Genomic DNA, 20,218 nt, shown 5'->3' on the forward strand with positions numbered 1-20,218 from the left:
TTGTCGCGGGCATCCACGCCGCGACATTGCGACACCCGGGGAGAAGCGGCGGCGTTGTTCCAAAAGACTCTCGTTTCTTCCATCACCACCACATACATCCGCGCCTCGTCGACATTGATTCGCGAGGCTCTCGGTTTTGGAGCGGCGCCTTGATCGACATGTCACTATTTTTGAAAAGCACGGGAATCGGCCTCGCCGTCGCGGCGCCGATCGGACCCATGGCTTTGCTCTGCATGCGGTCGACCTTGACGCGCGGCGTCGGACGCGGGCTCGCGATCGGCGGCGGCATAGCGAGCGCCGACGCGATCTATGCGACGGTCGCAGCCTGCGGTCTCGCCGGCGTCTCGGAATTCGCGCTCGCCTATGAGACGCCGATGCATCTCGCCGCAGGCCTCTTTCTCGTCTATCTCGGGCTGAAATCCTTACGCGCCGAAGCTGGCGCGGCGGAGCGGACCATCGCCCCGGGACAGGGTTTGGCGAAGGACTACTCGACCGCTCTGCTGCTGACCCTCGCCAATCCGCCGACGATCGTCATGTTCGCCGCCGTCTTTGCGGCGCTCGCGCCCTCGGCGGGGTTTCGGCCGCTCGACGCATTGGCGACTGTGGCGGGCGTCTTTGCCGGATCGCTGCTGTGGTGGTGCCTTCTCATCGGCGCAGTCGGCGCCTTGCGGCGCTCGCTCGGCGGGGCGGCGCGGGAATGGATCGATCGGCTCTCGGGCGTCGTCCTCGCCGGTCTCGGAGTCGTCGAGCTGCGTCGCGGCCTCGGCTGAGCCGGGCCGGGGCGCCAGGCGACTCTGGCCTTATTCGGCGAATGCCCTTAAAGGGCGTGGCGAGCTTCCACTGTTCAGCGAGCCTGAAACTTGACCATCCCATCCGCCGACCCCGTCTCGCGGCGGCGCACCTTCGCCATCATCTCCCACCCGGACGCGGGCAAGACCACGCTCACCGAAAAGCTGCTGCTGTTCGGCGGCGCGATCCAGCTCGCCGGCGCGGTGAAGGCCAAGCGCAACGCTCAGCAGACGCGCTCCGACTGGATGAGCATAGAGCGCGAGCGCGGCATTTCCGTCGTCACCTCGGTGATGACCTTCGAATATGGCGATTGCGTCTTCAACCTGCTCGACACGCCGGGCCACGAGGACTTCTCGGAAGACACCTATCGCACTCTCTCCGCCGTGGACGCGGCGGTGATGGTGATCGACGCCGCCAAAGGCATAGAGGCGCGCACGCGCAAGCTCTTCGAAGTCTGCCGGCTGCGCGACATTCCGATCGTCACCTTCATCAACAAGCTCGATCGCGAGGGCCGCGATCCCTTCTCCCTGCTCGATGAGATCGAGAAGACTCTGGCGCTCGACACGGCGCCCGTCACCTGGCCGATCGGCTCGGGCCGCAGCTTCGCCGGCACCTACTGCTTCGCCACCAAATCCGTGCGCAAGATCGACGCCGACACGGAGCCGATGACCGTCTCCGGCCTCGACGATCCGGCGCTGCTCGCGCTTCTGCCGGCGCATGAGGCGGGCGCCTGGCTGGAAGAAGCCATGCTCGCCGAGGAAGGCTGCAAGCAGTTCGAGCTTTCGGCCTTTCGCGAGGGGCATCTGACGCCCGTCTTCTTCGGCAGCGCATTGCGCAATTTCGGCGTGCGCGATCTCATCGACGCCATGGCCGAATATGCGCCCTCGCCGCGCGGACAGGACGCCGACAAGCGCCATGTCGCGGCCAAAGAGCCGAGGATGACCGGCTTCGTCTTCAAGATCCAGGCGAATATGGACCCGAACCATCGCGACCGCATCGCCTTCATGCGCGTATGCTCGGGCAAGCTCGCGCGCGGCATGAAGGCGAAGATCGTGCGCACGGGCAAGGCGATCTCGCTCAATGCGCCGCAATTCTTCTTCGCGCGCGACCGCTCCATCGCCGATGAAGCCTTTGCGGGCGATGTGGTGGGCATTCCCAATCACGGCATTTTGCGCATCGGCGACACGCTCACCGAGGGCGAGGAGATTTCCTTCCGCGGCGTGCCGAGCTTCGCGCCGGAGATTCTGCGCCGCATCGTCATCTCCGACGCGATGAAGGCGAAGAAGCTGCGCGAGGCGCTGCGCCAGCTCGCCGAAGAGGGCGTGGTGCAGCTCTTTCTGCCCAATGACGGCTCGGGCGCCCTCGTCGGCGTCGTCGGCGCGCTGCAGCTCGACGTGCTGGCGACGCGGCTCGAGGCCGAATATGGGCTGGAGACGAAATATGAGACCTCGCGCTTCTCCATCTGCCGCTGGATTTCCTCGAGCGATCCTGTCGCGCTGAAGAATTTCGTCGACTCGCATGGCTCGTCCATGGCGGAGGACATAGACGGCGCGCCGGTGTTCATGTCGTCGAGCGAGTTCCAGCTGCGCTATGACGCGGAGCGGCATCCTGCGATCGTGTTCTCGGATGTGAAGGATTATCAGAAGAGCGGGGCGGCGAAGGGGTGACGAGCATTCTGGCGATTCGCCATGAAAGGACTATAATCTCTTCGCATTGAGGAGAGCCGTCATGACCGACGATGCCCGCATCATTCTCGACCCCGCCGTGCTCGCCGGAAAGCCCGTGGTGCGCGGCACGCGGCTTTCCGTCGAATTCATCATCGGGCTGATGGCCGACGGCTGGAGCGAGGCCGATATTCTGCGCAATTATCCCGCTCTCGAGCGAGAGGATATCGCAGCCTGCCTCGCCTATGCGCGCGACGCGCTGAGGTCGGAGAAGATTTTCCCCAGCGCCGCGTAAGATGCGCTTTCTCGCCGACGAGAATTTTCCTGGCGCCGCCGTATCGGCCTTGCGAGCCGCCGGCCACGACGTTTCCTGGGTGAGTGAGAGGTCGCCGGGCGCCAAGGATACGGATGTTCTCGTCATGGCCGAGGATGAGGAGCGCATTCTTTTGACCTTCGACAAGGACTTCGGTGAGCTCGCTTGGAGCGCAGGGCTCTCGGCGGCATGCGGGATCATGCTCTTCCGATTGCCGACGCCGCCCCCCGCCACAATCGGAAACGTGCTCCTCGCCCGCATCGAAGAACGCAGCGACTGGGCGGGACATTTCTCGGTGATCGAAACGGGGCGCGTGCGCATGCGCTCCTCGCGCTCGGCTCGCAGCGCGGAAGAATGACGCGCCACTGCCGTTCGCGGGCCGCCGTCCTTATCTTCGCGGTCTGGGTCGCCGCGGAGGAAGACAATCCCGCCGCCTTCGCCTATGCTCCCCGGCCCCCTCACAGCGCAAGGAGAACCGACCCATGTCCGAGGCGTCATCCGGCCTCAGTCTCGATCCCGATGGCGATGGTTTCATTCTGAGCCGCACGGGCGACGATGGCGTGACGGCGAGGATCGCCCTCTCCGCCGCCGATATTCTCGCTTTGACCCGCTCGGCGTTGGCGCTGCGCGAGACGAGCCTCGCGCAGCGTCAGCCGGCGAGCGGCGACGTCGAGGCGGTGCTGGCGACGCCGGTCGAGAAAATCGCGCTCCATCGCGAGATGCTCGGCGACAATCTTCTCCTTACCCTCCTCTCGCCGGACGGCAATCGGCTGGCCTTCGCTCTGCCCTCCGCGCTCGCAGCCGAGCTCGCGGAACGGCTCGCGGGCGCGCTCGCCGAGCAGGCCGCAGCATTGCCGCCGCAGTGAGCCCCGCGCCTCACTGCGAGACGCGATATTCCTCGTCGAGCTCGCCGCGAATCAGCGTCACCACCCTCTCGGCGCCGGAGCGCAGCCAGCGCGCATGGCAGATTTTCGGGCCGCAGAGCACTTCGGGGAAGCGATAGAGCGGCCGGCCGGAGGCGAGCTTCAGGCCGAAATTGGCGTCCGGCCTCCAGCCCTGAGCGATGAGCTGGCCGCGATATTCGCGATAGATGGGCAGAAAAGAAGCGTCGGCCTCCTGCGCCCGCGCCGCCGCCGGGCCGATCAGGAGGAATGCGACGAGCGTCGCTGCGCGAGCGAAGCCGATCGAAATCATGAAAGCGCGCCTCCTCTGCGGTCGCGGCCGGTCGGACGCGCCGCTTGCCGCGCCGGGGACTTTCGATCTCGCGTCCCGCTCCGCCGCGAATTTCATCGCACGATCCCGCGGGGCTGAAAAGGGCCAGGACGAATCGAAAGAAAAACGGCCCCGCACGAAGCGCGGGGCCGGATGTCGCGGCGTTTCGAGCGCGCTCATCTTTCGCCCGCTTCCGGTCTCTCGCCCGCCTCCAGGGCGCGCGCGAGGCTATGGACGGAGGCGTCGCGCGTCCCGAGCGGAGCGAGTCCGTAGCGCTCCTCGATCAGCTTGAGGACCGAGGTCGTATCGTAATTCGTGTGGTCGACGCCCGAGCGCTCGAAGCGGGCGGAGATCAGCAGAGCGGGAATGCGCGTGCCGGGACCCCAGAGGTCGTGCGCGCCGCCGCCGCGATGACCTTCGCCGAGAGGGCTATGATCCCGTTCCGCCACCTGCTCTTTTTGATAGGGCGGGGGCGGCGCATGGTCCCAGGAGCCGCCGAACTCGTCGTAAGTGATGATGATCAGCGTGTCGCGGGCGTTCGGGCCATTCACTATGGCGGCGATCAGATCGACGAGGCGGGCGCTGCCGTCCGCCTCGCTCGCATAGCCGGGATGCTCGTTCTCCGCGCCGATGAGCTTCACGAAGCTGACCGGCTCGAGCTGTCCGGCCTTGGCCGCCTGGACGAACTCCGCCGCGTCGCGCAGATGCGCGGCGCGCGCCGCCGTGCCGCGCGCATAGGCCTTGAAATAGTTGAACGGCTGATGGTGGAACTGGAAGAGCTTGTCCGGGCAGATCGGATAGGCGGCGCCGGAAATCGCATTGGGGTCGCCGCAGTCGGGCCCGTTTCCATTGGTCCAGCCGGGCGCGCCGACGTCGCCATTGGCGTTGGACCAGCCGCCCGAATACCAGGCCCAGCCGATTCCCGCGGCGGAGAGCCGATCGCCGATCGTCGGATGTTCGAGCGGAGGCAGGCGTTTGGCTTCCGCCGTTCCGGGGGCGTAGGGCGGCGAGAAGGGCTGGATCGTGTTGATGACGTAGTCGCCGCAGGCGACATTCGCCGGCGTCGCCGGCCGTCCCGCCGGCGGATCGCAGGAGGCGGTCAGCGACGCGTCCTTGGCGGAAGAGCCGAGCGGATTCGTGTAGAGCGGCGTGCTGGTCGCCATGCCGTTCGCATCGACCACCGAATGGAGATCATGAGCGCTCGCGTCATTGAGCGCATTGGCGAAGACCGGGGTCGCCGCGGCGACGAGCCATTGGTGATTGAGGAAGGAGCCGCCGAAGGCCGATTGGAAGAAATGGTCGGCGACGATGTAATGCGGCGCGTCGGCGGCGTGCAGCGCCTTGTAGATGGGCAGCTTGGTCGTGTCGTAATAGCCCATGGAGAGGCCGGCGGCGTCGCTGCCCGTCACATAGCGATTCTGCTTGCCGCCGTTGATCTGGAACTGCTCGCTGTAAAAGCGATGCACGAGATCGCGCGTGCAGCCGCCCGCGAGGGCGCCGGCGGCGTTCTTCGGCGCGCCATGCGGCGCGAAGACGCCCGGCGCGGGGCAGGTCTTGTCAGTCGCCGCTATATAGGCGTCGATCTCGAAGGGCGCGTTGGGGAAGGCGCTGACGAAGGATGTCGCGCCGGTCGCATCCGTGCAGCGCGTCGCCAGCGAGGCGAGATTCACGTCGTTCTGCAACAGGCACTCAAAGGCTGTCGCGCCATCGGCGCGCGCCTGCGTCATATGCGCCGGATCGGCGGAGCGCAGGCCTTCGACGGGCTCGCCGCCCACGGAGCCCCAAAGTCCGAACAGATTGTCGAAACTGTGGTTTTCCTGGTAGATGATGACGAAGTGTTTGAACTCGTGCAGAGATTTCGAGCTCGCGGGGGTGGTGGCCGCCGCAAAGGCGACAGCCGCGAGGCCGAGGAGAGAACGCTCGAGAAACATGGTTGACGCCCCCTCGAAGATATTGCGGGTGGAAGCTAGAGCGTTTTCCGCTCGAACGGAATCGTTCGAGCGACCAGAATTCGCTCCAAACGAGAAACGCTAGAGAGCTTCCGATCCAGACGGATCGGAAGCTCTCTAGCGGCGGAAATTATCGGGTCGATGACAGCATTCGCCGCGCGGACGCCGGCGCTGCGGCGAAGTCCGCTCATTACGGCGGAACCGCCCCTTTTCGTCCCTGCGAGAGCGTGATAAGCGAGTTGCGAACACCGATGCGCGAGCGCGCATTCTGCGGATGATTTCGATCGGCCGAGAGAATTCTGCGCTAGAAATGGAAGCTCGAGGCCAGGATGGAGCGCCGCCGACGGCGCGCTCCGGGAAGGCCGGCTTCCCGCGAACGGCTCCGCCCGGAAGGCGCGGGCGAGCCGGAAGCCGCCGTCACTTGCTGCGCCTTCGTCTCGCATAGAGGCCTTGTCTCGCATAGAGGATGCTAAATGAGCCAATCCGCTTTCTTCACCGCCCCGCTCGCCGATTCGGACCCCGAACTCGCCAAGGCCATCGGCCTCGAGCTCGGCCGTCAGCGCGACGAGATCGAGCTCATCGCCTCCGAGAACATCGTGTCCAAGGCGGTTCTGGAAGCGCAAGGCTCTGTTCTCACGAATAAATATGCGGAAGGCTATCCGGGCAAGCGCTATTATGGCGGCTGCCAATATGTCGATATCGCGGAAAATCTCGCGATCGAGCGCGCCAAGCAGCTGTTCGGCTGCGGCTTCGCCAATGTGCAGCCGAACTCCGGCAGCCAGGCCAATCAGTCGGTCTTCCTCGCCCTGGCGACGCCGGGCGACGTCTTCCTCGGCCTCGACCTCGCCGCTGGCGGCCATCTGACCCACGGCTCGCCGGTCAATCTCTCCGGCAAATGGTTCAAGCCGATCCCCTATACGGTGCGCAAGGACGACCAGCGCATCGACATGGAGCAGGTCGAGAAGCTGGCGCAGGAGCACAAGCCCAAGCTCATCATCGCCGGCGGCTCCGGCTATTCGCGCATTTGGGACTTCGAGGCGTTCCGCAAGATCGCGGACAGCGTCGGCGCCTATTTCATGGTCGACATGGCGCATTTCGCCGGCCTCGTGGCCGCGGGCCTGCATCCCTCGCCCTTCCCGCACGCCCATATCGTCACCACCACGACGCACAAGACGCTGCGCGGCCCGCGCGGCGGCATGGTGCTGACCAATGACGAAGAGATCGCCAAGAAGATCAATTCGGCCGTGTTCCCCGGCCTGCAGGGCGGCCCGCTGATGCATGTCATCGCCGGCAAGGCGGCGGCCTTCGGCGAGGCGCTGAAGCCGGAATTCAAGGCCTATCAGCAGCAGGTGAAGGACAACGCCCAGACGCTGGCCCAGACCCTCGTCGACGCCGGGCTGGCCATCGTCTCCGGCGGCACCGACAATCATCTGATGCTCGTCGATCTGCGTCCGAAGAAGCTGACCGGCAAGGCGGCGGAAGCCGCGCTCGGCCGCGCGCATATCACCTGCAACAAGAACGGCATTCCCTTCGATCCGGAGAAGCCCTTCGTCACCTCCGGCATTCGCCTCGGCTCGCCGGCGGCCACCTCGCGCGGCTTCGGCGCGGCGGAGTTCAAGACCGTCGGCGCCTATATCGTCGAGGTGCTGGACGGTCTCGCGGCCAAGGGCGAGGCGGACAATGCCGCGACGGAAGCCGCGGTGAAGGAGAAGGTCCACGCGCTGACGGCGAAGTTCCCGATCTATTGATCGGGGCTGCGCGCCCGTCTTTGCGAGCGAAGCGAAGCAATCCAGGGCGGCCTCGCGGCTCTGGGTCGCTTCGCTCCTCGCGATGATGGAGACAAGGGCGGTGAGGTGAGGCCATGCGCTGTCCCTATTGCGGTTCGCCCGACACACAGGTGAAGGACTCGCGGCCGGCCGAGGATTCTTCCTCGATCCGTCGCCGCCGGGTGTGCCCCGGCTGCGGCGGTCGTTTCACCACTTTCGAGCGCGTGCAGCTGCGCGAACTGATCGTGGTCAAGAAATCGGGCCGCCGGGTGCCCTTCGATCGCGACAAGCTGATGCGCTCGCTCGAAGTCGCGCTGCGCAAGCGCCCGGTCGATCCAGAGCGCGTCGAGCGTATGGTGAACGGCGTCGTGCGCCAGCTCGAGAGCTCGGGCGACGCCGAGATCGAGAGCGCGCAGATCGGCGAATTGGTGATTCAGGGCCTCAAATCGCTGGACGATGTGGCCTATGTGCGTTTCGCCTCCGTCTATCGCGATTTTCGCGAGGTCAGCGATTTTCATGCGCTGATCGACGAATTGTCGCAAAGCGAAGGCGAGCAGCGCGCGGAGAAGGCCGAACGGGCCGAAACCGCGCCGGGCGGAAGATGACCGCGACGAAGCCGGAAACAGATTCTCGGGCCCTCGAGGACGACGCCTTCATGGCGGCGGCGCTGGCGCTCGGCCGGCGCAATCTCGGCCGCACGGGGCCGAACCCTTCCGTCGGCGCGCTGATCGTCAAAGACGGCGTCGTCGTGGCGCGCGGCTATACGGCGGTCGGCGGACGCCCGCACGCCGAGGCGATCGCCGTCGCGGCGGCCGGCGAGGCGGCGCGCGGCGCGACGCTCTATGCGACGCTCGAGCCTTGCTCCCATCACGGCTCGACGCCGCCCTGCGTCGATGCGATCATCGGCGCCGGCGTCGCGCGCGTCGTCTCGGCGCTCGAGGACCCGGACCCGCGCGTCGCCGGCCGCGGCCATGCGCGCTTGCGCGAGGCCGGGATCGAGGTGACGATCGGCCTGCGCGCGCGTGAGGCGCGCGCCGATCATCTCGGCCATATTCTGCGGGTCACGCAGGGCCGGCCGATGGTGACGCTGAAGCTCGCGCGGACGGCCGACGGCTACGCCGCGGGCGCGGATCACGATCCGCGCCTCTTCATCACCGGCGCGCTTGCCGATTCCGTCACCCATATCGAGCGGTCGCTGCATAGCGCGATCATGATCGGCCATGGCACCGCTTCGATCGACGATCCGCTGCTCACCGTGCGCCTGCCCGGGCTCGAGGCGTTCAAGCCGCTGCGCGTCGTGCTCGACGCGCGGCTGCGCCTCTCGCGCGGCTCGCGCCTCGCCGCCACCGCCCATGAGACGCCGACCCTCGTCATCGCCGGCGAAAGCGTGACGGAGGCGCAGGCGCAGGAATTCGCCGCCGCGACAGGAATAGAGGTCGCGCGCGTCTCCATCGACGCCGCCGGGCGTCTCGCGCTCGGCGAGGCGCTGGGCGAGCTCGCGCGTCGCGGCGTCACCCGCGTCTTCAGCGAGGGCGGCCCACGCATCGCCGAGAGCTTGCTCGTCGCCTCGCTCGCCGACGAGGTCGTCATTCATACGGGCTTGAAGCCGCTCGGCCGTCCGGGGCGGCTCGCTCTGTCGTCCGCGGCGCTGGCCATTCTGGACGACGAGAGCCGCTATCGTCTCGCCGATACGGCCATGCTCGGCGTCGATCGCATGACGCGCTACGAGAGGATCGGCTAGAAATGTTCACGGGCCTCGTCACCGACATCGGCGAAATCCTCGAAGTCGCGCCGCGCGGCGAATTGCGCCGCTTGGCCATCGCCTGCGATTATCCGCTGGAGACGATTGCGCTCGGCGCCTCCATCGCCTGTTCCGGCCCCTGCCTCACGGCCGTCGGCCTGCGCCGCGAGGGCGCGCGCACGGTGTTCGAGGTGGACGCCGCCGCCGAGACTCTGGCGCGCACCACGGCGGACGAATGGGCGGTCGGCCGCCGCATAAATCTCGAGCGCTCGCTGAAGATCGGCGACGAGCTCGGCGGCCATATCGTCACCGGCCATGTCGACGGCGTCGCGACGATCCTTTCGCGCGAGGATTTCGACGGAATGTCGCGCTTCTGGATCGAGGCGCCGCATGAATATGCGCGCTTCATCGCCGAGAAAGGCTCGGTCGCGCTGGACGGAACCTCGCTCACCGTGAATGCGGTGGAGGGCGATCGTTTCTCCGTGCTGATCATCCCGCACACGCTCGCGGTGACGACATGGGGCGGCTATAGGGCGGGGGATCGCCTCAATCTCGAGGTCGATCTGATGGCGAGATACGCCGCGCGGCTGGCGGAAGCGGGGAAGTAGCCCGCGTCATTGCGAGCCGCAGGCGAAGCAATCCAGCAGCCGTGGGGCGGCATCTTTGATGAAACGCCGCCGCGACGCTCACGGGCTGTAGGCTTTCCGCGAAAAAATGTGTATCGATCGCCGCTTCGTTTCCGCAAGCGTCGCGCGCCCCTTCCCCAACCCTCCCCGCTGCGCGGGAGAGGGAGCGGGCTTCGCCCTTCATCGGGGGGGCGCGCAACGCTCGCCGCATCCCTCTCCCGCGCAGAGGGTGAGGGCGGGGGCTTTGCGGCCTCGCGCCCTCGCAAGGAGTCACGAATGGCAGGGTCCTACCGCGCCGATGACGACGATCTCGCGCCCGTGCAAGGCGCGCGCATTCTCGTCGTCGAATCGCGTTTCAATGAAGATATCGTCGAGCTTTTGCACGAGGGCGCCGTCCGCGCGCTGGAAGAGCTCGGCGCGGACGTCACCACCATCACCGTCCCCGGCGCGCTCGAGCTCGCGGCCGGCGCGGCCATCGCGCTCGACGCGGCGGAGGCCGCCGGCGCGCCCTATGAGGGCGTCGTCGCGCTCGGCTGCGTCATTCGCGGCGACACCTATCATTTCGAGATCGTGGCCAATGAGAGCGCCCGCGCGCTCACCGATCTCTCCGTCGCGCGCCGCCTGCCGCTCGGCAATGGCGTCTTGACCGTGGACAATGAGGAGCAGGCCGTGGTGCGCGCCGATCCCAAGCAGGGCGGGGCCGACAAGGGCGGCGACGCGGCGCTGGCCGCGCTCGCGCTGGTGCGGCTGAAACGCAAGCTCGGGGGCGGCGCATGAGCGTCGAGGAGAGGTCGGCCGCGAGGCTCGCCATCGTGCAGGCGCTCTATCAGATGGAGGTCGCCGGCAAGGGCGTGAACGAGATCTTCGCCGAGTTCGAGGCGCATTGGATCGGCCGCGAGATCGAGGGCGTGCAATATAAGCCGGCCGAGCTGCAGTTCTTCCGCGACATTGTGAAGGGCGTGCTCGACAATCAGGCGACGATCGACCGCGCGCTCGATTCCGCGCTGCAGGGCGGCTGGCCCTTGCAGCGCATCGAGGCGGTGATGCGCGCCATTCTGCGCGCCGGCGCCTTCGAGCTCGGCTTTCGCCGCGACATACCTGTCAAAGTGGTCATCAAGGAATATGTGGACGTCGCCGGCGCCTTTTTCGGCGCGACCGAGTCCGGCATGATCAACGCCGTGCTGGATCGTCTCGCCCGGCAGGCGCGGCCGGAGCAATTCGCCGAGAAGTGATGCGGCGTTTGCGAGCCTCTAAGGCTCCCGGTCCAAAGCGCGTCCTGGACCGCGAGCCTTAGAGGCTCGCACTTCTCTTTAGGAGGAAGCGATGGCGGGGCGCCGCTTCAGCGAGGACGAGCTCATCGCCGAAATCTTCGCGCCGCTTTCGGCCGACGGCGCCTTCGGCCTCACCGACGACGCGGCTCTGCTGCCGCTGCGCGGGGCGCGGGAGATCGTCGTCACCACCGACGCGCTCGTTTCCGGCGTGCATTTCTTCCCCGAGGATCCGCCCGGCCTCGTCGCCAAAAAGTCCTTGCGCGTCAATCTTTCCGATCTCGCCGCCAAGGCGGCGGAGCCTTTGGGTTTTCTGCTCACTCTGGCGCTGCCGCCGGACTGGACCAACGCCTGGGCGCGGAGCTTTTCCGCCGGCCTCGCCGAGGATGCGCGGGAGTTCGCCTGCCCCCTCTTCGGCGGCGACACCACGGCGACGCCCGGTCCTCTGACCATCTCCATCACCGCTTTCGGCCGCGCCGCGCGCTTCGTCTCGCGTTCGGGCGCGCGGCCGGGGGATCGCATTTTCGTCTCGGGGACGATCGGCGACGCGGCGCTCGGCCTCGGCGTCGCGCGCGGCGAAGCCTTCGCCGGCAGGCTCGGCGCGGCGGCGCGGGCGCATCTGCTCGATCGCTACCATCTGCCGCAGCCGCGCCTGCCGCTGATCTCAGCGCTGCGCGATCATGCGAGCGCCGCCATGGATGTCTCGGACGGTCTCGCCGGCGACCTCGCCAAGCTGCTCAGGACGAGCGGGGCGCGCGCGCGCGTGGAGCTCGGGCGGGTCCCGCTCTCGGCGGCGGCGCAGGAGGCGATCGCGGCGGAGCCGGGCCTCTTCGAGCGCGCGGTCACCGGCGGCGACGATTACGAGATTCTCTGCTGCGCGCCGCCGAAGGCCAGACCGGCGCTCGAGCAGAGTTCTCGAGAGGCGGGCTTGGCGCTGATCGAAATAGGAGAGGTCCTTCCCGGCTCGGAGCCGCCGCTCTTCCTCGGTCCCGATCGTTCCCCGAAGCGCTTCGACAAGGCGTCGTTCACCCATTTCTGATGGGCTGGTCTCGAAATCATGTCTGCGGCATGAGTTCGGCTCTCATCTTCGCCGGGGCGGAGCGCCGGGGCTCGGAGCTGGGATCGGATTGCTTCGCTTCGCTCGCGATGATGGGCGGGGCGGTCACCGCCTTCTTCGAGCGAAGCGATCATACGGAAGCGGTATTTACTGATTGACCCGCGCGCGCCCAAACTGTTAATTTTTTCTAAATTTAGATTTCGACATATTGGTGAAATAATGAAATATAGACCAGAAATAGATGGTATTCGTGCCGTCGCTGTCGTCTCTGTTATTTTATATCATGCAAAATTTGAGGGGTTCCAAGGCGGCTTTGTCGGTGTCGACGTATTTTTCGTTATCAGCGGCTTTCTCATCACGCGCCTCATCCACGAAGAGATTCAAAACGGATCGTTTTCTCTCCTGTCGTTTTACGAGAGACGTATGCGCCGCATATTGCCTGCGCTCTATCTCGTCATATTTTCGTGCATTCTGTTGTCTTTGCTTTATATGCTTCCACTGGAGATGATAGACTTCGGAAGTAGTGTAAAATATACCATATTGTTTTCTTCGAATATATTTTTCTCGAGAAGCATTGGTTATTTCACTTCGAACGTCGATAGCTGGCCGCTCATCCATACATGGTCGTTATCGCTCGAAGAGCAATTCTATTTTGTTTTTCCGATTTTCATGATTTTCATGGCGAGGCGAGGCGCGCCGCTGATTTTCGTGCTGGCGGTCTCGTCGGCGTTCAGCTTCGCGCTGGCGGAATGGGCGTCGAGAACGCATCCCGCGTTCAATTTCTATTTGCTGCCGACGCGCGCATGGGAGCTCGGCGTCGGCGCGATCGTCGCGCTCTCGCCCTTGGATCGGCTGCGGCTCCCCCGTGGCGTCTGCGAAGCCGCGTCGGTCGCCGGCCTGTCCGCCATCGCGCTGACGGTCACGCTCATCGATCACAATTTTCCTTTTCCGGGAGTTTTCGCGCTCGGCCCGGTCATCGGCGCGGCGCTCCTCATCCAATTCGCGCATGAGGAGACGTTGTGCGGCCGGCTTCTGAGTTTCGATCCCGTGGTTCGCGTCGGCCTGCTCAGCTACAGCGCCTATCTCTGGCATCAGCCGCTGTTCGCCTTCGCGCGGCTCGTCCTTCCTCGGTCGCCGAGCTGGGAGCTGCTGCTGCTCCTTTCCGCGGCCGCCTTCTGCCTCGCCTATTTCTCCTGGCGATATGTCGAATTGCCCTGCCGGGACAGGCGACGCGCGCCGGCGCGGCAGGTGGCGCTCGGCGTCTGCGCCGCGGGCCTCGCATTATTCGGCGTCGGCGTCGCCATCGACGGGCTGAACGGACTTCCGGGCAGATACTCGCCGAACATAACGGCTGTCGCCGCGGAAGGCGGCTACCGTATCCCGCGCGCGGCCGAATGTTATGGCGACGCCTACCATTTCATCGAGCCGAGCCGAGCGTGCGATTATCATCCCGAACGGCCGGCGCGCATCGCGATCTGGGGCGACAGCCACAGCGCGTCGATCGCCGGGGCCCTCGCCGATCGATTGGACGAGGAGGGCGCGTCGCTCAAGCAATTCAGCTTCTCTGCATGTCCTCCCTTTCCCGGGGTTCATTTCCTCGAGGCGAAGAACAGCCTCTGCATATCCTACAATAAGCAGGTCTTTTCCTATATTCGAGCGCATCGCGAGCTCGAGACGATCATTCTTTACGCTCGTTGGCCGGTCTACATGGACGGTTACGGCTATGATAACGGGGAGGGCGGCCGAGTCGACGGCGGCCGATATCTTCTCGCCCTGCCATCGACCAGGGGCCGGGAGTTCGCCGAGGATCCGGGCCGGGTCGAAGCGGTGGGCGCGATCTTGAGAGCGGACATCGAAGAGCTCTTGAGCCTCGGACGCAGGGTCGTGCTGGTCTATCCGACGCCGGAAATGGGACGCGCGATCCCGCGCAGTGTGGCGCGACGAAAGCTCGTCGGCGGAGAAGACGCGATCTCGGTCAGCTACAAATTCTTTCAGGACCGAACATTCACCTTTCGCGATCAGATCGACCGTCTTCCGGACAGCTGGAACCTCTTGCGCGTGAGAGCCGGAAGCGCCTTCTGCAATGCGTCGCTCGATCGCTGTATCGGCGAAATCGGCGACAAGCCCCTCTATTTCGACGATAATCATCTCAACGCGAGAGGCGCTTCGCTGCTGGCGCGCCTCATCGTGGAAGAGATGAAGAGGAAAGGCTGGCTTTGAGGCCGCGCTGTCGTCCCGCTCGAGGCGCCGCCATTGCCCAGCCCCCGCGTTTCTGGCATGAAACGCAGTGATTTCCCGGGCGCCGCAGTCGAACGATTCGCCTGCGGCGGGAAGCTCGTCGTGCCGGGATGGATGCGCCGTAAGCGCCAGACGATCAGAACAATGAGCGCGCGCGGCCGAGGAACGGAGAGGGCGCAATCGTCATGGTATTGTTTCTCAGCATCGTCTTCGGACTATTGTCCGTCGCCTATGGCGTCAAGACATCGCAGGAGCTCCTGAAGACCGACGCCGGCACCGCGCGTATGCAGGAAATCTCCGGCGCGGTCGCCGAGGGCGCGCAGGCCTATCTGAAGCGCCAATATACGACGATCGCCTATGTCGGCGGCGTCATCTTCGTCCTGCTCGTCATTCTGCTCGGCTGGGCGGTCGCCTTCGGCTTCCTCATCGGCGCGGCGCTCTCGGGCGCGGCCGGCTTCATCGGCATGAATGTCTCCGTGCGCGCCAATGTCCGCACGGCGCAGGCGGCGACGCAATCGCTCGCCGGCGGCCTCGACATCGCCTTCAAGGCGGGCGCGATCACCGGCCTGCTCGTCGCCGGCCTCGCCCTGCTCGGCGTCGCGATCTATTACTTCGTCCTCACCGTCTTCGTAGGCTTCGCGCCCTCCGATCGCGTCGTCGTCGACGCGCTGGTCGCGCTCGGCTTCGGCGGCTCGCTGATCTCCATCTTCGCGCGCCTCGGCGGCGGCATCTTCACCAAGGGCGCCGATGTCGGCGCGGATCTCGTCGGCAAGGTCGAGGTCGGCATTCCGGAGGATGATCCGCGCAATCCGGCCACCATCGCCGATAATGTCGGCGATAATGTCGGCGATTGCGCGGGCATGGCGGCGGACCTCTTCGAGACCTATGTCGTGACCATCGTCGCGACCATGGTGCTCGCTTCGATCTTCTTCGCCGGACAGGCGGGCCTTTCTTCGGCGATCGTCTATCCGCTGGCGATCGGCGGCCTCAGCATCGTCACCTCCATCGCCGGCACTTATTTCGTGAAGCTCGGCGCCGACGATTCCGAGATCGGCAAGATCGCGACGCCTCTGTTCGAGAAGATCGGCGTGCCGGACACGATCATGGGCGCGCTCTACAAGGGCCTAATCGCCGCAGGCGTGCTGTCGATCGGCGGTCTTTTCCTCGCCACCACTTTCACGGTCGGCTGGGGCGAGATCGGCAAGGCCAATGGAGAGGCGATCCACGGCTATGGCCTGTTCTTCGCCGGCCTCATCGGCCTCATCGTTACGGGCCTCATCGTCTACATCACCGAATATTACACCGGCACCGGCAAGCGCCCGGTCAAGTCGATCGCCCAGGCCTCCGTGACCGGCCATGGCACGAACGTCATCCAGGGCCTCGCCGTGTCGCTCGAGGCGACGGCGGCGCCGGCGGTGGTGATCGCGCTCGGCATCGTCTTCGCCTATCAGGCGGGCGGCCTCTATGGCGTCGCCATTGCGGTGACGACCATGCTCGGTCTCGCCGGCATCATCGTCGCGCTCGACGCCTTCGGCCCGGTGACGGACAATGCCGGCGGCATAGCGGAGATGGCCGGCCTGCCCAAGGAAGTGCGCCACAACACCGACGCGCTCGACGCCGTCGGCAACACCACCAAGGCGGTGACAAAGGGCTACGCTATCGGCTCCGCGGGTCTCGGCGCGCTGGTGCTGTTCGCCGCCTATTCCAATGATCTGCGGCATTTCACCGAGAGCGGCGTTCCCTATTTCAAGGATATCGGCAAGGTCGATTTCGATCTCGCCAATCCTTATGTCGTCGCCGGCCTCATCCTCGGCGGCCTCATTCCTTATCTCTTCGGCGGCATCGCGATGACGGCGGTCGGCCGCGCGGCGGGCTCCGTGGTGGAGGAGGTGCGTCGGCAGTTCAAGGAGAAGCCCGGCATAATGGACGGCACGGAGCGCCCGGATTACGGCCGCGCCGTCGACATGCTGACGCAGGCGGCGATCAAGGAGATGATCGTTCCCTCGCTGCTGCCGGTGCTGGCGCCGATCGTCGTCTATTTCGGCGTGACGATCATCTCGGGCTCCAAGGCCAATGGCTTTGCGGCGCTGGGCGCGGCGTTGCTCGGCGTCATCGTCAACGGCCTCTTCGTCGCGGTGTCGATGACCTCCGGCGGCGGCGCCTGGGACAACGCCAAGAAGAGCTTCGAGGACGGCTTCACCGACAAGGACGGCGTCACCCATTACAAGGGCGGCGACGCGCATAAGGCCTCGGTGACGGGCGACACGGTCGGCGATCCCTATAAGGACACCGCCGGCCCGGCCGTGAATCCGGCGATCAAGATCACCAATATCGTGGCGCTGCTGCTGCTGGCGATCTTGGCGCGGTAAGCGGATAGCGAAACGACGAAGCGAAGAGGCGGGGGCGACCCCGCCTTTTTCGTGTCGGCTTCTGTTCTTGATTTATCTTGACGTTTCTTGATGCCGCTCGATATTGTTTTTTCGGAAGGAGAGCGTCATGGCCATCGTCAGGGAAAAATTCGCCACGCAGGTGGATCGCGACGTGTTGGCGGCGGTCCGAAAAATTGCCAAGGAAGAGGGTCGGCAGCTTCAATCGATCGTCGAAGACGCTCTCGGCGACTATGTCGAAAAGCATGACAAGGCGCGACCGCGGCCGCATGTGATGTCCGCCTACCGGTCGAGTCTCGAACGTTATGGACCGCTTTATGAGAAACTCGCCAAGTGACGGATTATCTGACCCTGGTCGAGGCGCTGGCCATTCACCACGACCAGATTGAGCATTTCGGCGGCGCCCAGGGAGTTCTTGACCTCGGGCAGCTCGAAGCGGCGCTGTTCCGGCCGCAAACAGGATATTATCCTGACTTGATCGCCCAAGCGGCCGCGCTGTGGGAAAGCGCCTCGCAAAATCATCCCTTCGTAGATGGCAACAAACGCACGGCTTTCGCTGTAATGTTCACATTCCTGGCGATGAATGGCGTCCGTTTGACAGCCGACGCCGACGAGACGTGGGCGTTCCTGTCTCATCTCTACGACGCCGACGCTTTTCGTTTCAACGCTCTCGACCAATGGCTGAGGAACAATACGGCGCCGATCGGCGAGGCGAAGCGCTGACGTCACCCCAACCTGTCCCCGAACAAAAACTCCATCGCCCGATCGAGCCTGATATGCGGCAGCGGCAGGGGCTCCTTGTCGCGGCCGAGCGCGGCGATCGGCGGGCGGAACTTCAGGAAGCGGAAATCCGCGTCCTCCTCCGGCAGCGCCAGCGCGTCGCCGCGAAAAACGTGACGTGGATCGGCCGGCAATTCGCCCGGAAAAATCGCCCCCTCCGCCACGCCGTCGAACACGTCGTCGCCGATGCGCTCGCCTTCGATCGGCGTGCCGACGATGGCCGCGAGCTGCTCCCCGTCATGCTTGACGATGGCTTCGCGCGTCGCCCGCACGGCCGCGAGCGCGATAACGTCGATCGTCGCGCCGACGCCCTCGGCCCGCTCGATCGCGCGCGAGGTCAAATGCCGCAGCACGGCCTCCAGCCGGTCATGGCTCGTATGGTGGAGATGGTCCGCCTTGGTCGCCGCGAACAATATGCGGTCGATCTTCGGGCGGAAGATCGTCGCCAGCAGATTGGAGCGGCCGGTGCGAAAGGCGGTCAGCACATCGGCGAGGGCGGTCTCGAGGTCGCGAACGGCGGCGGGGCCGGAGTTCAGCGCGGCGAGCGCGTCGACGAGCACGATCTGGCGGTCCAGCCGCGCGAAATGATCGCGGAAGAAAGGGCGCACCACATGGGTCTTATAGGCCTCATAGCGGCGCTCCATCATCGCCGCGAGACTGCCCGAGGGCGGGGCGCCGTCCTCCTGCACCGGCAGCGGCGCGAAAGTCAGCGCCGGCGAGCCCTCGAGCTCGCCCGGCATCAGAAAGCGGCCGGGCGGCAGCGTCGACAGCGCGAAACGCTCGGTCTTGGCGGCGCGCAGATAATTGGTGAAGAGCGCGGCGAGCTTGCGCGCCACCTCCTCCGAGGCGCGCCCTAGCGGATCGGTCCCGGCCGTCGCGCCGCGCCAGTCGGCGGCGATCGTCGCGCGCGCGGCGGAGGCGGCCGCCTCCAGCGTCTCTCGCGACCATTGGGCGTAGGATTTGCCGAGCAGCGGCAGGTCGAGCAGCCATTCGCCCGGATAATCGACAATGTCTATGTCGAGCCGCGCCGGGCCGGAGCGGAGGCTCCCCATCAGCCCGGCCTGCTTGCGGTCATATTCCAGCGTCACCCGCAGCTCGGAGATGCGCCGCGTCGATTGCGGCCAATGGCGGTCGGCGCCGGTCAGCGCGGACAAATGCTCCTCATAGGCGAAGCGCGGCACGGCGTCGTCGGGCTGCGGATCGAGATGGGCGCTGCGCAGGCGATTCTCGGCGGCGACGCGGAAGACGGGCAGCTGATTCTTGCGGCCGGCTCCGGCGTTGCGCGCGGCGACGGCGCGGGTCAGATGATGCACGAGCGAGGTGATGAACACCGTCTTGCCCGAGCGCGACAGGCCGGTCACGCCGAGCCGCAAGCGGCCTCCCGCCAGAAAATCCCTGAGGCTGGCGGCCGCGACGGCGGTCTCGAAGAGAAGGTCGGATATCTGCGACAAGGGCGTATCGGCTCGGGCGGCGAGGATCGCTTCATGTAACAAGCGGCCGGTGATTTGGGTAGCGGGGGCAGCCGGCGAGAGGGCCCTATCCACCCAAGTGTGCCTTCGCCAGCGCGCAGAGCGCTGCTGCCGGCGCGGGCGTTCAATCCGCAACCCGATCCGCCCGGCGACTTCGGCCGCGGCGCGCAAGGATTTCGTCCGCAGGAGCGAAGGCCACGGCGCGACAAGGCGTCGCGCTTCGGCCTTTTCTCCTTTTCAGGCCCTCAGTCCGGCTCGTCGGCGACGCCCCCGCGCAGATCGCCCGGCGTCACGAAACGCTCGAGATGGCCGGCGCCCTCGGCGACCTCGGCCCAATCCTCGGCCTCGAAATCCAGCACGGCGAGAGCCGCGGTGGGAAATTTGGAGCGCATACGGGTGAGCGCCTCCGGCTCGCCGTTCGCGGCCAGGGCCGAGGCGAGCTCGGCGAAGCCGGGATTATGGCCGATGGCGAGCAGCGTCGAGGTCTCGGCCGGGGTCTGGCGCACGACATCCAGCAGGCGGTCGGGCGTGGCGAGATAGATGCCGTCGTCCAGCCTGCGCTCGACCTGCCCGGGGAAGGCCTCGAGCGTCAGATCCAGCGTCCGCTTGGCGCGGCGCGCGTCGGAGGCGACGGCGAGGTCCGGCGCCAGCCCCGCCTGCGCCAGATAGCGGCCGACGGAACGCGCGTCCTCCTCGCCTCGCTTGGTCAACGGGCGCTGGCGGTCGCCCCCGGCGGAATGGGCGTCGGCTTTGGCGTGGCGCAGCAGGATGAGACGTCGCATCATTCGTTCGATCCGATTGCTCGAGGCGGCGCGGAGCGGGATCGCACCGAGCGGCTGCTGGTGAAACGCGCCGCGCCGGCGCTCCGGACGCCGGTCCGGCATGAAATCGATTTTCCTCGATCATAGCGAAAGTTTCGCGACGCGGCGCGCCCATATGCGTGGCGCCCTGCGCCGGCC

The 20,218-nt window shown here is 66.0% G+C and carries 20 protein-coding genes; 16 read left to right on the forward strand and 4 right to left on the reverse strand.

Going from position 1 to position 20,218, the window contains the following annotated elements; translation table 11 throughout:
* The first annotated feature begins 158 nt into the window (after positions 1-158).
* From Mspo_RS02790 to Mspo_RS02810, 5 genes are all read left to right on the forward strand, one after another.
* Complete coding sequence (locus tag Mspo_RS02790; protein WP_159726926.1) at positions 159-770, forward strand: LysE family translocator; 612 nt, start codon at positions 159-161, stop codon at positions 768-770.
* Positions 771-860: 90 nt separating this feature from the next.
* Complete coding sequence (locus Mspo_RS02795) at positions 861-2,456, forward strand: peptide chain release factor 3 (protein ID WP_159726634.1); 1,596 nt, start codon at positions 861-863, stop codon at positions 2,454-2,456.
* 61 nt (positions 2,457-2,517) lie between these two features.
* Positions 2,518-2,748 carry a DUF433 domain-containing protein gene (locus tag Mspo_RS02800; protein WP_159726635.1) on the forward strand — a complete coding sequence of 77 codons (231 nt, stop codon included), beginning with the start codon at positions 2,518-2,520 and terminating at the stop codon, positions 2,746-2,748.
* 1 nt (position 2,749) lies between these two features.
* Entirely contained in the window at positions 2,750-3,124 is a 375-nt protein-coding gene (locus tag Mspo_RS02805) for a DUF5615 family PIN-like protein (protein ID WP_159726637.1), read from the forward strand.
* A 124-nt stretch (positions 3,125-3,248) separates the two neighbouring features.
* Positions 3,249-3,632: a hypothetical protein gene (locus Mspo_RS02810; RefSeq protein WP_159726639.1), complete on the forward strand. Its 384-nt coding sequence runs from the start codon at positions 3,249-3,251 to the stop codon at positions 3,630-3,632.
* A gap of 10 nt (positions 3,633-3,642) precedes the next feature.
* On the opposite strand, the gene Mspo_RS02815 is transcribed toward Mspo_RS02810, so the two are convergent.
* Complete coding sequence (locus Mspo_RS02815; RefSeq protein ID WP_159726641.1) at positions 3,643-3,960, reverse strand: hypothetical protein; 318 nt, start codon at positions 3,958-3,960, stop codon at positions 3,643-3,645.
* A 194-nt stretch (positions 3,961-4,154) separates the two neighbouring features.
* Complete coding sequence (locus Mspo_RS02820) at positions 4,155-5,909, reverse strand: alkaline phosphatase family protein (RefSeq protein ID WP_159726643.1); 1,755 nt, start codon at positions 5,907-5,909, stop codon at positions 4,155-4,157.
* 491 nt (positions 5,910-6,400) lie between these two features.
* Here Mspo_RS02820 and glyA point away from each other — a divergent pair, with 491 nt between their 5' ends.
* The 11 genes from glyA (at position 6,401) to Mspo_RS02875 (ending at position 17,733) form a co-directional block, all read left to right on the forward strand.
* Positions 6,401-7,675 carry a serine hydroxymethyltransferase gene (glyA, locus tag Mspo_RS02825; RefSeq protein ID WP_159726645.1) on the forward strand — a complete coding sequence of 425 codons (1,275 nt, stop codon included), beginning with the start codon at positions 6,401-6,403 and terminating at the stop codon, positions 7,673-7,675.
* A gap of 113 nt (positions 7,676-7,788) precedes the next feature.
* Complete coding sequence (gene nrdR / locus Mspo_RS02830; protein ID WP_159726646.1) at positions 7,789-8,298, forward strand: transcriptional regulator NrdR; 510 nt, start codon at positions 7,789-7,791, stop codon at positions 8,296-8,298.
* Positions 8,295-9,434 carry a bifunctional diaminohydroxyphosphoribosylaminopyrimidine deaminase/5-amino-6-(5-phosphoribosylamino)uracil reductase RibD gene (gene ribD, locus Mspo_RS02835; protein ID WP_159726648.1) on the forward strand — a complete coding sequence of 380 codons (1,140 nt, stop codon included), beginning with the start codon at positions 8,295-8,297 and terminating at the stop codon, positions 9,432-9,434. Before nrdR ends, ribD begins: the two co-directional genes overlap by 4 nt.
* 2 nt (positions 9,435-9,436) lie before the next feature.
* The gene (locus Mspo_RS02840; RefSeq protein ID WP_159726650.1) at positions 9,437-10,042 is read left to right on the forward strand and encodes a riboflavin synthase; all 606 of its coding nucleotides are present in this window, start codon (positions 9,437-9,439) and stop codon (positions 10,040-10,042) included.
* 294 nt (positions 10,043-10,336) lie between these two features.
* Positions 10,337-10,837 carry a 6,7-dimethyl-8-ribityllumazine synthase gene (gene ribH, locus Mspo_RS02845; RefSeq protein WP_159726652.1) on the forward strand — a complete coding sequence of 167 codons (501 nt, stop codon included), beginning with the start codon at positions 10,337-10,339 and terminating at the stop codon, positions 10,835-10,837.
* Positions 10,834-11,292: a transcription antitermination factor NusB gene (gene nusB / locus Mspo_RS02850; protein ID WP_159726654.1), complete on the forward strand. Its 459-nt coding sequence runs from the start codon at positions 10,834-10,836 to the stop codon at positions 11,290-11,292. The genes ribH and nusB overlap by 4 nt, the downstream gene beginning before the upstream one ends.
* A 91-nt stretch (positions 11,293-11,383) precedes the next feature.
* Positions 11,384-12,367, forward strand: a complete 984-nt coding sequence (gene thiL, locus Mspo_RS02855) for a thiamine-phosphate kinase (RefSeq protein WP_159726656.1) — start codon at positions 11,384-11,386, stop codon at positions 12,365-12,367.
* A 237-nt stretch (positions 12,368-12,604) separates the two neighbouring features.
* Positions 12,605-14,605 (forward strand): acyltransferase family protein, encoded by a 2,001-nt coding sequence (locus Mspo_RS02860; RefSeq protein WP_159726658.1) that lies wholly within the window; start codon positions 12,605-12,607, stop codon positions 14,603-14,605.
* Positions 14,606-14,808: 203 nt separating this feature from the next.
* A complete protein-coding gene (locus Mspo_RS02865; protein ID WP_159726660.1) occupies positions 14,809-16,992 on the forward strand; it encodes a sodium-translocating pyrophosphatase in 2,184 nt (727 codons plus the stop codon).
* A gap of 127 nt (positions 16,993-17,119) precedes the next feature.
* On the forward strand, positions 17,120-17,347 hold the full coding sequence (locus tag Mspo_RS02870) for a hypothetical protein (RefSeq protein ID WP_159726662.1): 228 nt from the start codon (positions 17,120-17,122) through the stop codon (positions 17,345-17,347).
* Positions 17,344-17,733 (forward strand): type II toxin-antitoxin system death-on-curing family toxin, encoded by a 390-nt coding sequence (locus Mspo_RS02875; protein WP_159726664.1) that lies wholly within the window; start codon positions 17,344-17,346, stop codon positions 17,731-17,733. The genes Mspo_RS02870 and Mspo_RS02875 overlap by 4 nt, the downstream gene beginning before the upstream one ends.
* Before the next feature lie 2 nt (positions 17,734-17,735).
* Here the strand turns inward: Mspo_RS02875 and Mspo_RS02880 are convergent, their stop codons facing one another.
* Together Mspo_RS02880 and Mspo_RS02885 are read right to left on the reverse strand one after the other, a co-directional pair.
* Positions 17,736-19,241: a YcjX family protein gene (locus Mspo_RS02880; protein WP_159726666.1), complete on the reverse strand. Its 1,506-nt coding sequence runs from the start codon at positions 19,239-19,241 to the stop codon at positions 17,736-17,738.
* Positions 19,242-19,504: 263 nt separating this feature from the next.
* On the reverse strand, positions 19,505-20,041 hold the full coding sequence (locus tag Mspo_RS02885; RefSeq protein WP_159726928.1) for a histidine phosphatase family protein: 537 nt from the start codon (positions 20,039-20,041) through the stop codon (positions 19,505-19,507).
* Between the last annotated feature and the right edge of the window lie 177 nt (positions 20,042-20,218).

This window comes from Methylosinus sp. Ce-a6, assembly GCF_009811655.1.
In the GTDB taxonomy this organism is placed as follows: Bacteria; Pseudomonadota; Alphaproteobacteria; order Rhizobiales; family Beijerinckiaceae; genus Methylosinus.